11 protein-coding genes and 1 pseudogene are annotated in these 12,087 nt (G+C 71.3%); 3 read left to right on the top strand and 9 right to left on the bottom strand.

Annotated features, from left to right (window positions below; all coding sequences use genetic code 11):
- The first annotated feature begins 45 nt into the window (after positions 1–45).
- Positions 46–930, top strand: coding sequence for an EamA family transporter (locus OGL92_RS14305; protein ID WP_263144499.1), 885 nt, complete (start codon positions 46–48; stop codon positions 928–930).
- A gap of 7 nt (positions 931–937) precedes the next feature.
- On the opposite strand, the gene OGL92_RS14300 is transcribed toward OGL92_RS14305, so the two are convergent.
- Positions 938–2,329, bottom strand: coding sequence for a GTPase/DUF3482 domain-containing protein (locus OGL92_RS14300; RefSeq protein ID WP_263144496.1), 1,392 nt, complete (start codon positions 2,327–2,329; stop codon positions 938–940).
- On the bottom strand, positions 2,322–3,707 hold the full coding sequence (locus OGL92_RS14295) for a DUF2868 domain-containing protein (protein ID WP_263144495.1): 1,386 nt from the start codon (positions 3,705–3,707) through the stop codon (positions 2,322–2,324). The genes OGL92_RS14300 and OGL92_RS14295 overlap by 8 nt, the downstream gene beginning before the upstream one ends.
- A 263-nt stretch (positions 3,708–3,970) precedes the next feature.
- On the opposite strand from OGL92_RS14295, the gene OGL92_RS14290 reads away from it, so the two are divergent.
- A complete protein-coding gene (locus OGL92_RS14290; protein ID WP_263144492.1) occupies positions 3,971–4,342 on the top strand; it encodes a hypothetical protein in 372 nt (123 codons plus the stop codon).
- Between the two features lie 12 nt (positions 4,343–4,354).
- Here the strand turns inward: OGL92_RS14290 and OGL92_RS14285 are convergent.
- Together OGL92_RS14285 and OGL92_RS14280 are read right to left on the bottom strand one after the other, a co-directional pair.
- Positions 4,355–5,477: pseudogene (locus OGL92_RS14285) on the bottom strand (glycerophosphodiester phosphodiesterase).
- Positions 5,478–5,547: 70 nt separating this feature from the next.
- Positions 5,548–7,398 (bottom strand): 3'-5' exonuclease, encoded by a 1,851-nt coding sequence (locus OGL92_RS14280; protein ID WP_263144490.1) that lies wholly within the window; start codon positions 7,396–7,398, stop codon positions 5,548–5,550.
- Positions 7,399–7,507: 109 nt separating this feature from the next.
- Here OGL92_RS14280 and OGL92_RS14275 point away from each other — a divergent pair, with 109 nt between their 5' ends.
- Positions 7,508–8,026 carry a dihydrofolate reductase gene (locus OGL92_RS14275; RefSeq protein WP_263144487.1) on the top strand — a complete coding sequence of 173 codons (519 nt, stop codon included), beginning with the start codon at positions 7,508–7,510 and terminating at the stop codon, positions 8,024–8,026.
- 87 nt (positions 8,027–8,113) lie between these two features.
- Here OGL92_RS14275 and rarD read toward each other — a convergent pair whose 3' ends face one another.
- The 5 genes from rarD to OGL92_RS14250 form a co-directional block, all read right to left on the bottom strand.
- Positions 8,114–9,019, bottom strand: coding sequence for an EamA family transporter RarD (gene rarD / locus OGL92_RS14270; protein ID WP_263144484.1), 906 nt, complete (start codon positions 9,017–9,019; stop codon positions 8,114–8,116).
- 106 nt (positions 9,020–9,125) lie between these two features.
- Positions 9,126–10,100, bottom strand: a complete 975-nt coding sequence (locus tag OGL92_RS14265) for a serine/threonine protein kinase (RefSeq protein ID WP_263144482.1) — start codon at positions 10,098–10,100, stop codon at positions 9,126–9,128.
- Between the two features lie 57 nt (positions 10,101–10,157).
- Positions 10,158–10,922 carry a TOBE domain-containing protein gene (locus tag OGL92_RS14260; RefSeq protein WP_263144479.1) on the bottom strand — a complete coding sequence of 255 codons (765 nt, stop codon included), beginning with the start codon at positions 10,920–10,922 and terminating at the stop codon, positions 10,158–10,160.
- A gap of 76 nt (positions 10,923–10,998) precedes the next feature.
- Positions 10,999–11,739, bottom strand: a complete 741-nt coding sequence (locus OGL92_RS14255; RefSeq protein ID WP_263144476.1) for a ComF family protein — start codon at positions 11,737–11,739, stop codon at positions 10,999–11,001.
- A gap of 34 nt (positions 11,740–11,773) precedes the next feature.
- Positions 11,774–12,067: a hypothetical protein gene (locus OGL92_RS14250; protein ID WP_263144474.1), complete on the bottom strand. Its 294-nt coding sequence runs from the start codon at positions 12,065–12,067 to the stop codon at positions 11,774–11,776.
- Between the last annotated feature and the right edge of the window lie 20 nt (positions 12,068–12,087).

Raw genomic sequence — 12,087 nt, 5'->3', positions numbered from 1 at the left:
TGCGCATCCGGCCGCTCCTCGCGGCGAATCCCAGGCGGACTGACGATGAAAGACATATGGAAAGCGGACCTGGCGCTGCTGGCGGTGGCGGCGATCTGGGGCAGCAGCTACGGCGTGGCCAAGCAGGCGCTGCTGTTCTACCCAGTGCTGGGGTTCCTTGCGGTACGCTTCGGCCTGACCTTCCTCCTGTTGCTGCCGCAGTTGCGCGGCGTCGGCCGGCGCGCCTGGCTCGCCGGGCTGCCCACCGGCGGCATGCTGCTGGCGATCTACCTTTGCGAGACCTTCGGCGTGGCGCTCACCAGCGCCAGCAACGCCGCCTTCCTCATCAGCCTGTGCGTGCTGTTCACCCCCTTCGTCGAGTGGGGGTTGTTGGACCAGCGGCCGTCGCCGGTCATCCTGCTGGCCAGCGCCCTGTGCCTCCTCGGGGTCTGGCTGCTTACCGGGGGGCTGACGCTGCATTTCGGTCTGGGCGATGGGTTGATGCTCGGGGCCGCGGTGCTGCGCGCCCTGCAGGTCTGCCTCATCCGCCGGATGAACCTGACCCGCGCGGTGCCGGCGCTGGCCTTGACCGCCGTGCAGAGCGGCGCGGTGGCCAGCGGTTGCCTGGCGCTGGCGCTCGTCGCGCCGGGCCCCTGGCCAGCCCTGCCGACGGGGCCGGCATTCTGGGGCGGAACCCTGTACCTGATACTGTTCGCCACCCTTTTCGCGTTCTTCGTCCAGAACCATGCCCTGCGCCATTCCAGCGCCACCCGGGTGGGCCTGCTGATGGGCTCGGAGCCGCTGTTCGGCGCGCTGTTCGCCGCCTGGTGGCTGGGCGAGCGGCTGACCCCGCAGGGTTGGATCGGCGGCGCGCTGATCCTGATCGCCACCCTGTGGGCGACCCTGGCACCCCGCTGGCGCCGCCGGGCGGTGGCGCTGGAGGCCGGTTGAGCGGCGCTCAGGGGGCCGGTGGCCCGGTCTCGACCAGCAGGCTGGCCGCCAGCGCCTCCAGGTGTGTCCGCCGCTCGGGTTGCTCGGGCTTCGCGCCGGGGTTGAGGGACGACCACTCCGGATGCGCGCGCGCATTGCGCAGGGCATCCGGCAGGCGACCGCTGCGCCAGCCCTCTTCCTGCGGCAAGGTCAGCCGCACGGCCTCGAAGGCGGCGTGACCGCGAGCCGCCAGGGCCTGTAGCAATTGGCCCTGGCGCAGCGCCAGCAGGCGCAGCACCGCATCGTCCAGGGTCAGCTCGCGCTGGCCCTTGAGCTTGCCCAGCAGGCGATTGCCGTAGTGCCGGGCGGTTTGCGCGCCGCCGCCGGCGAGCGCGCCGATCAGTGTCGCGGCGCCCAGCGTGAGGCCGCCCACCAGCAGGTCGATCCCGACACCGGCCGCCGCGCCGGCCGCTACACCGCCGCCCAGTTGCACGCCGAGCCGACGCAGGGTTTCCGGGTTGAACAGGTCGTCGCCCCAGCGGCCGTCGAGCAACGGCAGGTCGCCGGCCTCGGCGTCGTCGGCGCGAAAGGCGTAGAGCTGCAACAGCGCCTCGACGCAGCGCTGTTCGCGCTGGCGCACCCGCCGGTGCAGGTCGCGCACGGCGGCGCGTTCGAGGTCCGGTTGGGCGACGACGCTGCGGCGACAGGCCGCGGCGTCCAGTAGCAGGTCGGCGATCAGCCGCGCGCCGGCCTGGCGGCGCGAGACCTGTTGCGCCTCGTGGTCGGCGATCAGGCGCTCCAGTTGCGGGCGAGCCTTTTCCAGCAGCAGGGCGAGGCTCTCGTAGAGCCGCCGCTCACCGTCCAGCGGCGGCGCCACGCTGTCGAACTTCACCAGGGCGTGCAGGCCGAGACGGGCCAGGGCTTCGCGCCAGTCCGCCTCGCGGTGGGACGCGGCGGCGACGAAGTTCAGCACCGGCAGCAGCGGCCGGCCGCACATCGCCAGCACCGCCAGCTCGTCGCGGTACTTGGCCAGCACCGGCTCGCGGGCGTCGATGACGTAGAGGCCGGCGTCGGAGGCGAGCAACTGGCGGATCACCTTGGCCTCCTGCTCGAAACGGCCGCGGGCTTCGTTGCCCTCCAGCAGGCGTGCCAGCCTGGACGGGCCGTCGAGGCGCTCGCCGGGGCGTTCCAGGGCGTCGAGGTGGTCGCGCAGGGCGATGGCGTCCTCCAGGCCGGGCGTGTCGTACAGCTCCAGCAGCGCCTCACCGTCCACCGACAGCCGCGCGCCCTCGACGTGGCGTGTGGTGCTGGGGCGATGGGACACCTCGCCGAAGCCGCGGTCGCGGGTGAGGGTGCGCAACAGTGAGGTCTTGCCGACGTTGGTGTGGCCGACCACCGCCAGGGTCAGGGCTTCAGTCATGGCCGCGCTCCAGCCAGTCCAGCGGCGATGGCGTGGCATGGGCCAGGCCGAGGCGCTCCAGGGCGAGGTGCCAGTCGCCCAGGCGCTGGCTGTCGAGCGCCTCGCCGGGCGGCGGTTGCAGCAACCAGACGCGGGTGGCCCCGGCGCAGCGGGCCAGTTCGCCGAGCAGCGCCAGGGTGCCGCGGTCGGGCGAGCGCCGTGGGTCGCAGGCGATCACCAGGCGCGCCGGCGGGTAACGGGTGAGCTGCTCCAGCAGGCGGCGGCGCTGGGTACCGTCGTCGAGGACCCCGGCGTCGGCTACCCCGTCGGGCAGCGGTGGTGGCCAGGCACGGCGATCATCCAGCTCCACCGCCACCAGCAAGGCGCCGGCGCTGCCCGCGCCCGACGCCGGAGCCGGGGGTTCGCTGAGGCGTTCGGGGGCCGGGTCGCGGATGCCGAGCCGTTCGCTGGCGGGCATCAGGCGCTCGCGCAACAGGCTATAACCGGGTTCTTGCAGGTCCAGGGCGAGACGCGCGCGGGCCTGGCGCCCACGCAGCAGGCACAGGCCGCCGAGCAGCAGGCGCGGCAGCACCCCGTAGACCGTCAGGACCCCTACCAACCAGCCGGCCCAGGCGTGCCGCGCCGCTTCGCCGCCGAGAGCCTGGTCGCCGCTGGCGCGGATGGTCTCGGCGTCCGGCTGGGGGAAGCCCAGCAGCGCCGGCAAGGCGCCGAGGGCCTGGGTCAGGCCGATGAAGGTGTCGCTGTCGAGCAGGGTGGTTTCCCAGACGAAGCCGTAGCGCCGGGTGGCAAGCAGGCCCAGCAGCACGGCCAGGGCCGCCAGCAGCGCCAGGGACCACAGGCCGTGCACCAGCGACCCCAGCGCCCAGCGGGTCAGTCGCGCCCGCCCGAGCAGCACCAGCAGGGCCGGGGCCAGGTGGGCGGCGCGGGCGTCCCGCGCCAGGCGGCCGCTCAGCCACAGCCAAAGGCGGCCGAGGGCACCGGCGGCGTCGCCCCCGGCGACGAACGCCAGCGCCCAGCCCGACAGGCTCAACAGATGCAGGCCGAGCAGCCCGGCCAGGGCCCAGAACACGTTGACCGGGCGGCTGCCGTCGCCGAGCGCGGCGACGGCCAGGCCGGCGCCGCTGAACGCCGCCAGCAGGGCCAGCAGGATCAGCGCCAGGGTAGCGCCCTGGCGCCAGAGGCGTTGTGCGTCCAGCAGGCCCTCGCGGCGCCCGAGCCAGTGGGCGCGGGCGAGGATCCGGGTTTCCAGGTCGCCGCCGCCGGCGATGGCCTGGCGGCGGGCTTCGCTGTCTTCCAGGGGGCCGCCCTGCTCTTCGCGCAGGCGTACCGCTTCGGCCAGCCAGTAGGCATCCAGGCCGGGGTCGGTCGAACGTTTCACATCGCCTCCAGTGGGTCGGGCGGGCGGCGCACGGCCAGGGTCCGCAGCCGCCGGGTAGTCGGATTCCGCGCACCATAGCAAAACCCGCCGCGCGACGTTCGCCCGGCATAGCGGGTATCATCGCGCCTTTTTTTCGCCGGGGTAGCGGGCCCGCCTGTCTTCAGGCCCTCATCGGAGGGTGTGGCGGACAACGCGCCCGGCCAGTCTGGCCGGGCGTTCTTCCGCGGGGGGAACGTCGGCCACCCAGCAACAGGAGGAACGACATGAGCATCTATGGAACCTTGGGGCTTTGCGGCCTGCTGGCGAGCCTCGCCGGCTTCGCCGACGCCACGGAAAACCACGAAAGCATCCTGTCGCAGCGTTACGGCGTGAACGCCGAGCAGTTGCGTCCCGAACTGCCGGCGAGCGCGGCGGGGACCCAGACGAGGCGCGAGGTGCCTACGCCGAGCCGTTTCCCGGTGCAGCCGGAAGCGCCCTGGGTGCAGATCCGTTTCGCCGATGAAGAACACCCCGAGCCGACCGGCGATCCGAGCCTGGACCACGCCGCGGAGCGCGCGTCCCGGCATTGCAAGCGGATGAAGGCGGCGCTGACGGAGAAGGGCAGCGCAGCGGGCGCCAACCTGCGCTGCGACTGACGCCCGCCGGCGTCAGCGGTTTTCCCGCAGCCCCACCGCGATGTCCGGCTGATCGATGAACAGGCCATCGATACCGGTCGCGAGGAATGCCTGGAGTTCGGCGCGGATGTCGCCGCGCGCCTGCGGGTCGGCGCTGTTGCGCAGCTCCAGCGGCAGGAAGGCGTTCTCCGCGCGGAAGCTGTAGGGATGCACGCGCAGGCCGGCGGCATGGGCGTCGGCGACGAAGGTCGTCGGCACGCCGAGCCGGCCCGCGCTGTCGCGGGGGATCACGTAGCCCTTGTCCGGGCCCACCGCGCTGGCGTAGCGGGCGATGGCGGCCAGACCGGCCGGCGTGGCCATCTGCGCATAGGTCAGGGGCTTGCCGGCGCGGCGCTGGTCGTCGGGCTGGCCGCTGCCCAGCAGTTGCACCAGGCGGATCGAGGTGAGCCGCGACAGGCTCTTGAGGTTGTCCACCTCGAAGGACTGGATGTACACCGGCGCCTGCCGGCCGAGGTACCCGTTGCGTTGCAGGGTGCGCACCAGCGGGCGTTCCAGGTCCAGGCCGAGGGCCTGGAAATGGCTGGGATGCTTGGTCTCCAGGTAGAGGCCGATACGCCGTCCCTGGCTGATTTGCAGGGACTTCACCAGGTCGATGATTTCCTCCAGGGTCGGCACGGCGAAGGCGCCGTCCAGCCGTGCGTTGCCCGGGCGCAGCTGGGGAATCCGCTCGATGGCGCGCAGGCGCTTGATCTCGGCCAGGCTGAAGTCTTCGCTGAACCAGCCCTCGGTGACCACCCCATCCACCTTCTGGGTGCGTCGGCGCGCGGCGAATTCGGGATGCGCGGCGACGTCCGTGGTCAGCCCCCAGCTCGTTGTCGTGGCGGGCGATCAGGTGCCCGTCGCGGGTCATCACCAGGTCCGGCTCGACGTAGTCGGCGCCTTGCAGCACCGCCAGCGCGTAGGACGCCAGGGTGTGTTCCGGCACGTAGCCGCTGGCACCGCGATGGCCGATCACCAGGGGCCGCTGTTCGTACAAGGAGGTGCTGGCCGGCGCTGTCCCGACGGCTTCGGGCTGGGCAGCGAGGGCCAGGCCGTGCAAGGGCAGGAGCAGCAGGGCGGCACCGAGGCGGCGGAAAAACGGGCTGGGGCGACGCATGGAGGGCTTCCTTTCCGTGGGACAGTGCCCCCAGCATGCGCCTTGCGCGTGACGTTTCGGCGACAGGCCCTCAGCCCGCCGCCTGGGGCGCACCCTGGGCGATCTGCCGCAGGCGCCGGGCGAACACCGAATCGGCGCTGGCGGTCAGCAGCAGGTGGTCCATGGCCCGGGTCATGCCCACGTAGAGCAGGCGCGCCTCGTCCGCTTCGCTGTCGGCCTGGGCCAGCGGCAAACGGCCGATGCCGGGAATCGCGATCACCTTGAATTCGAGGCCTTTGCTGGCGTGCAGGGTGACGATCTTCACCGAGTCGGCGGCGGGGTCGAAGGCCCGTTTCGTATCCTTGCCGGCCAATTCCACGGGAATGCCCATGGTCTGCAGGCGACGGGCGACGTTTTCCCGTTCCTGGTTGGTCCGGCAGAGCACGGCCATTTCGTTCCAGGCGATCTCGCGGCGCTGGCGCTCCTCGAGGAATTCGCCGATCCGCCGGTACTCCTCGGCCTCGTCGAGGCAGTCCTGCCAGCGCGGCGCGGGGCCATGGCGTCCGGCGCTCTCCGGTGGAATCAGCGGGACGCCGTCGTCCTCCGCTTCCTGGGGCGACAGCCATTCGCGGGCGAAATCCAGAGCCACCTGCAGCACCTGCGCCGTATTGCGGTAGTTCAGGCGCAGGATGGTGGTACGCCCGCGGGCCTGGATGCCGACGCTGGAAAAGCTGAATTGCCGCCGGTTGCCGTAGATCGCCTGGGCGTCGTCATAGAGCACCAGCAGCGATTCGGTGGACGGATCGACCATCCGCACCACCAGGCGCAACCAGTCGGGTTCGAAGTCGTGGCCCTCGTCGATCAGGATGGCGCCGTACTGGCCGCTGGGAATCTGCCCGCTGTCCAGGCCGCCCAGCACGCGGTTGGCCAGGTCCTTCCAGTAATGCGGCCCGAAGCTCGGCGCGGCGACCTGGTACAGGCGCAATTGCTCGGCGCACCAGCCATGGAAGTGCTGCACGCTCACCTTTTCGGCCAGGCCGTGCAGGACGATCATGTGCGCCAGCTTGGCCGCCAGGGTCCGGTTGTAACACAGCGCCAGGATCGGCTTGTGCAGCGCCTGGGCCAGTTTCAGGCAGCGGTAGCCGAGGATCATGGTCTTACCCGACCCGGCCACGCCGTGGATGATCCGGTGACCGTCGCCGAGACTGCGCGCCAATTGCTCCTGCTGCAGGTCCATGACGCGGACCAGGTCGGGGAGGGCGGCGAGCAGGTCGGCGGGTGAATCGCTCTCGGCGAACAGCGAGGTCTGGGTCGGCTCCAGGCGCAGTTCCGGGAACAGGTGCCAGCGCACGCGCTCGACCTCCGGCATGCTCATCAAGCGGTCGAAACGCACGCTGAACATGTCCCACAGGCGTTGCTGGAATGCCTCCGCGTCGCTGTTCTCCTGCATCTCGTCTTTGCAGATCACCCGATTGGCGGGCAGCACCTGGGACAGGTCGGTACGCTCGAACTGCTGCCGGGTGATGTTGGCGAGCACCACGCCGTAGCCCCAGGCGAAACGCAGCTTGCCCTGGTAGGGACCGCTGTCCTGGAGGAGCGCCGGGTCCCGTTGCAGCAGCCCGACCAGCACATGGCAATACTGCCGCGCCTGCTCCAGCGGGTTGGGCACGCGGACCTGCCCCTGGGCGGTCAGGAGGGTGGCGCGGTCGGGGTCCAGGGACTGGATGGTGTCCAGTTTCCAGTCCTTGACCTCAAGGATCAGCAGGCCGCGGCGCGGGTGCAGGATGGCGAAGTCCGGATGCAGGCGCCGCGGGCCCAGGGGCACGTCGTACCAGCAGAGGTAATCCTCTTCCAGCTTGCTTTCCAGGCAGCGGGCGAAGCGGCGTTCGCCGGAGGTCATGCGGGGCAGGCAGGTGTTCAGCGTCGGCAGGAGCGTGGCCATGGTTCTTCCGTGAAGGCGGGCGCGATAGGCGGGGCAGCTTACCCGTTCGCCCGCTCCCCGGGCACCCCTGACTTCCGCCCAGTGGCGGTTTGCCGCTATCCTCGCCGCCATGAACAGTACTCGCCCCCTCTGCCTGATCGCCGCCTTCGCCGACAATCGCGTGATCGGCCGCGACAACCGCATGCCCTGGCACCTGCCGGCGGACCTCAAGCACTTCAAGGCGCTGACCCTCGGCAAGCCGATCGTCATGGGGCGCAAGACCTGGGATTCCCTCGGCAGGCCGCTGCCGGGCCGGCTCAACCTGGTGGTCAGCCGGCAGGCGGATCTGCGCCTGGAGGGCGCCGAGGTGTTCGCGTCCCTGGACGCCGCCCTGGCCCGCGCCGACGCCTGGGCCGACGCGGAGGGCGCCGAAGAGCTGATGCTGATCGGGGGCGCGCAACTCTATGGGCAGGCCCTGGCGCGGGCCGAGCGCCTGTACCTGACGCGGATCGCCCTGTCCCCCGAGGGCGACGCCTATTTCCCCCGCGTCGACGAGACCGAGTGGCGCCTCACGGCCCGCGAGGCCCACGCCGCGGCGCAGGACGCGCCCGCCCACGTGTTCGAAACCTGGGAGCGCCTGGTCCGCTGACCGGCGCCGTCGGCCGCGCCCTGCGCGAGCCGTGACGACGGCGGGTTCGAGTTCCGCGCCCGCCTCGGGCCTGGCGCGGCGACGGGCTCAGGACGCCGCCGTTTCCAGGCGGTTGCGCCGCAGCGCCAGCACGGCATCCAGGCTGTAGATCGCCAGGCCCGCCCAGATGCAGACGAAGGCCAGCAACCGCGCCGGATCGAAATGTTCGCCGAAGACGAAGATCGCCAGCAGCAACACCAGGGTCGGCGCCACGTATTGCAGGAAGCCCAGGGCGGTATAGGGCAGGTGGCGGGCGGCGGCGTTGAAACAGATCAGCGGGAACAGGGTGATCGGCCCGGCGGCGGCCAGCCACCAGGCGTCGGACGTGCTCCAGAAGCTCGCCTGCTCGGTGAGCGCGGCCGGGTTGAAGATCAGCCAGCCGAGGGCCAGCGGCACCAGCAACCAGGTTTCCACCACCAGCCCGGGCAGCGCCGCCACCGGCGCCTGCTTGCGGATCAGGCCGTAGAAGGCGAAGGTCAGCGCCAGCACCAGGGACACCCAGGGCAGGCTGCCGACCTGCCACACCTGCTGCGCCACGCCCAGGGCCGCCAGGGACACCGCCAGCCATTGCAGGCGGCGCAGGCGTTCGCCCAGCAGCAACATGCCGAGCAGGACGTTCACCAGGGGATTGATGTAGTAGCCGAGGCTGGCTTCGAGCATGCGGCCGTTGTTCACCGCCCAGACGTAGACCAGCCAGTTGCTGGCGATCAGCGCGCCGCTCAGGGTCAGGATGGCGAAGCGCCGGGGATGGGCGCAGAGGTCGCGCCACCAGCCCGGGTGCTTCCACGCCAGCAGCAGCAACAGGCCGAACAGGGCCGACCAGAGCACCCGGTGGACCACGATCTCCAGCGGCGGCACCGCTTCGATGGCTTTGAAGTAGAGCGGGAACAGACCCCACATGATGTAGGCGGCGAGGCCGAGGATGTAGCCGCGGCGAGGGTTGGCGGTGCCCATTGCAGGTCCTTGTTCAGACAGCGGATGAGCGCGCCATTCTAGGGGGTCGTTCGCGCGCTTGTCTGCGCGGCCAGGTTTTTTCCTGCAGGAAAAGCCACTTCGCCGCTCAGAACAGCCGCAGCGGCGGTTCGTCGAGGGCGGCGCACTGCTCGCGCAGGGCCAGCACCTGTTCGCCCCAATAGCGCTCGCTGCCGAACCAGGGAAAGCTGTGGGGGAAGGCGGGGTCGTCCCAGCGCCGCGCCAGCCAGGCGCTGTAGTGCATCAGCCGGAGGGCGCGGAGGCCTTCCACCAGGGGCAGTTCGCGGGTGTCGAAGTCGTGGAATTCCTGGTAGCCGTCCACCAGCTCGGAGAGTTGCCCGAGGCGTTCGTGGCGATCGCCGGCGAGCATCATCCAGACGTCCTGCAACGCCGGGCCCATGCGGCAATCGTCGAGGTCGACGATGTGGAAGGCGTCGTCGCGGCAGAGCAGGTTGCCGGGGTGGCAGTCGCCGTGCAGGCGGATCGGCGTGTAGCGGGTCTCGGCGAACAGCCGGTCGAGGCGCCCGAGCAGGTCGCGCGCCACCGACTCGTAGGCCGGCAGCAGGGCACGGGGAATGAAGCCGCCCTCCAGCAGGGTGGCCAGGGAGTCGTGGCCGAAGTTGCGCACTTCCAGGCTCTCGCGGTGGGCGAAGGGATGCATCGCCCCCACGCCGTGCAGGCGCCCGAGCAATTGGCCAAGGCGGTACAACTGGTCCAGGTTGCCGGGCTCCGGGGCGCGGCCGCCCCGCCGGGGAAACAGGGCGAAACGGAAGCCGGCATGCTCGAACAGGGTCTCGCCGTCGCGCTCCAGCGGCGCCACCACCGGTACGTCGCGCTCCGCCAGCTCGGCGCTGAACGCGTGCTCCTCGCGGATCGCCGCGTCGCTCCAGCGAGCCGGCCGGTAGAACTTGGCGATCAGCGGCTGTTCGTCCTCGATGCCCACCTGATAGACGCGGTTTTCGTAGCTGTTCAGCGCCAGCACGCGGGCGTCGCTGAGATACCCGAGGCTTTCCACAGCGTCGAGGACCAGATCGGGGGTGAGGGTGGCGAAGGGGTGAGACATGCTGCGCATCCGGTGTCGGGAGGCTCAGTGTAGCGCCTGTGCGTCGCTCGCGTGGCGCTACAGCGGCGTGCCCAGCAATACCTGGGCGGCGGCGAAGGTCACGCGCACCGGCGAACCCTCGTCCAGCGCCTGCTCGCGCAGGCGTCGCGCCTCGCACAGTGCGCAGAGAGTTTGCCCGCCGGGCAGGCCGATGCGCACTTCCCAGGGGCCCTCGTCGGCCGCCAGCAGGCGTTCGATGCGACCGTCGAGGGCGTTGCCGTCCGGCGCCACCGGGCTGGCCGGCGGCTGCACCTCGAGCCCGCCGGCCTTCATCAGGGCGATCACCCTGCTGCCGTTTTCCAGCCCGAGGTTTTCCGTGCTGGCGCGGGTGATCCGGGCACGGATGCGCGCACCGCCGTTGAGCTCGATCTCGATCAGGTCGTTGCGGCCCTGGGGATGGATGGCCCGCACGCGGCCGCCCAATTGGTTGCGGGCGCTGGTGCGCAGCAGCAGGCGGCCGAGCAATTCGAGGTCGCGTTCCTGGCCGGCGCTCTCCAGCATGCGCGCCTGCACCTGTTCGAGGCGCTGGTACAGCGCCAGTACCCGTTCGCCTTCCGCGGTCAGCCGGGCGCCGCCCCCGCCGCGGCCGCCGACGCTGCGCTCCACCAGCGGCGCGTCGGCCAGGTTGTTCAATTCGTCGATGGCGTCCCAGGCGGCCTTGTAGCTCAGCCCCACCGCTTTCGCCGCGCGGGTGATCGAGCCCTGCGCGGCGACCTGCGCCAGCAGTGCGAGGCGTTGCGGGCGGCGGGCGAGGCGGTCGGCGAGCGGACTGGACGGATTCATCGAGGGCGACGCGGGTGGTTCGGAGAGGGCCCACCATGCGCGATCCCCAGGGACGGGTCAACGGTGCGGCCAGGCCTCAGTCGCCGGGTTTCGGTGTGCGCGCCAGGCAGTAGACGTCCACCCGCGCGGCGCCGGCGCGGCGCAACAGGCGGGCCAGGGCCTCGGCGGTGGCGCCGGTGGTGAGTACGTCGTCCACCAGGGCCAGGTGGCGCCCCGCCGCGGCCGCCCGGGCGGACAGGGCGAAGGCCTGGCGCAGGTTGCGCCGCCGCGCCGCGCCGTCGAGTCCCTGTTGCGCGGGCGTCTCCCGCTCGCGGTGCAGCCACTGGCGTTCCACCGGCAGCGCCAGCTCGCGGGCGAGCCAGCCGGCCAGCATCTCCGCCTGGTTGAAGCCGCGCTGGCGCAGCCGGCCGGCCGCCAGCGGCACCGGCAGCAGCAGATCCGGGCGCGGCAGGTGTTCGTCGAAGGCGTGGCGCAGGTGCTCCGCCAGCAGCTCGCCGAGCAGGCGCCCGTGGGGCCAGTCGGCCTGGTGCTTGAACCGGGTGATCAGGCTGTCCAGGGGGAAACCGTAGCGCCAGGGCGCCTCGACCCGGGCGAACGCCGGCGGTCGCTTCAGGCAGGCGCCACAGGTCTGCCCGGCCACGGGCAGGGGTAGCGCGCAGACTTGGCAGGACGCGCGAAGCCAGGGCAGGTCGGCCTGGCAGCCGTTGCAGATCGGCGCTCGAGGATGATCGGCCTGGGCGCCGCAGAGCTGGCAGGCGAGGCGCGGGCGGGTCCAGGACGGGCGCCAGCGGTCGAGCGAGGCGAAGGATAGGGCCATGTACGGCCCCTCCCTGGGCCGGTGGAGCGGGGTGTCAGTGGATCAGCCAGCTCATCACGATGAGCCCGAGGAAGATCCAGATCACTCCGCCGATGATCGAGCGGCGCATCAGCGCGCGGACGCCGCTGTACAGCAACAACAGCCCGACGATCAGCAGGATGAAGCTGAAGATCGACACGTCCATGCCGATGGCGCGCGCCATGCCGTGGAGGAAATCGTCCATCGCCCCCCAGACCGCGCCGAGCACGCCGGACAGCAGGTCGACGATGAAGCGGATCGCCTTGCCCATGGCATGGCCCAGCCAGTCGAAGAAGTTTTCTACGCGCATCGTATGGTCTCGCAAGGGGA

Origin of the sequence: Pseudomonas sp. RIT-PI-AD (genome assembly GCF_025642785.1) — a bacterium.
GTDB lineage: Bacteria > Pseudomonadota > Gammaproteobacteria > Pseudomonadales > Pseudomonadaceae > Pseudomonas_T.
Note: the sequence above shows the minus strand (reverse complement) of the source record. Positions and strands in the feature narration are given on the sequence as shown.

Excerpts from the sequence above, each read along its gene's own strand:
- OGL92_RS14250 (WP_263144474.1), bottom strand. The coding sequence starts at position 12,067 with ATGCGCGTAGAAAACTTCTTCGACTGGCTGGGCCATGCCATGGGCAAG.
- OGL92_RS14260 (WP_263144479.1), bottom strand. The coding sequence starts at position 10,922 with ATGAATCCGTCCAGTCCGCTCGCCGACCGCCTCGCCCGCCGCCCGCAA.
- OGL92_RS14255 (WP_263144476.1), bottom strand. The coding sequence starts at position 11,739 with ATGGCCCTATCCTTCGCCTCGCTCGACCGCTGGCGCCCGTCCTGGACC.
- OGL92_RS14275 (WP_263144487.1), top strand. The coding sequence starts at position 7,508 with ATGAACAGTACTCGCCCCCTCTGCCTGATCGCCGCCTTCGCCGACAAT.
- OGL92_RS14265 (WP_263144482.1), bottom strand. The coding sequence starts at position 10,100 with ATGTCTCACCCCTTCGCCACCCTCACCCCCGATCTGGTCCTCGACGCT.
- OGL92_RS14300 (WP_263144496.1), bottom strand. The coding sequence starts at position 2,329 with ATGACTGAAGCCCTGACCCTGGCGGTGGTCGGCCACACCAACGTCGGC.
- OGL92_RS14305 (WP_263144499.1), top strand. The coding sequence starts at position 46 with ATGAAAGACATATGGAAAGCGGACCTGGCGCTGCTGGCGGTGGCGGCG.
- OGL92_RS14280 (WP_263144490.1), bottom strand. The coding sequence starts at position 7,398 with ATGGCCACGCTCCTGCCGACGCTGAACACCTGCCTGCCCCGCATGACC.
- OGL92_RS14290 (WP_263144492.1), top strand. The coding sequence starts at position 3,971 with ATGAGCATCTATGGAACCTTGGGGCTTTGCGGCCTGCTGGCGAGCCTC.
- rarD (WP_263144484.1), bottom strand. The coding sequence starts at position 9,019 with ATGGGCACCGCCAACCCTCGCCGCGGCTACATCCTCGGCCTCGCCGCC.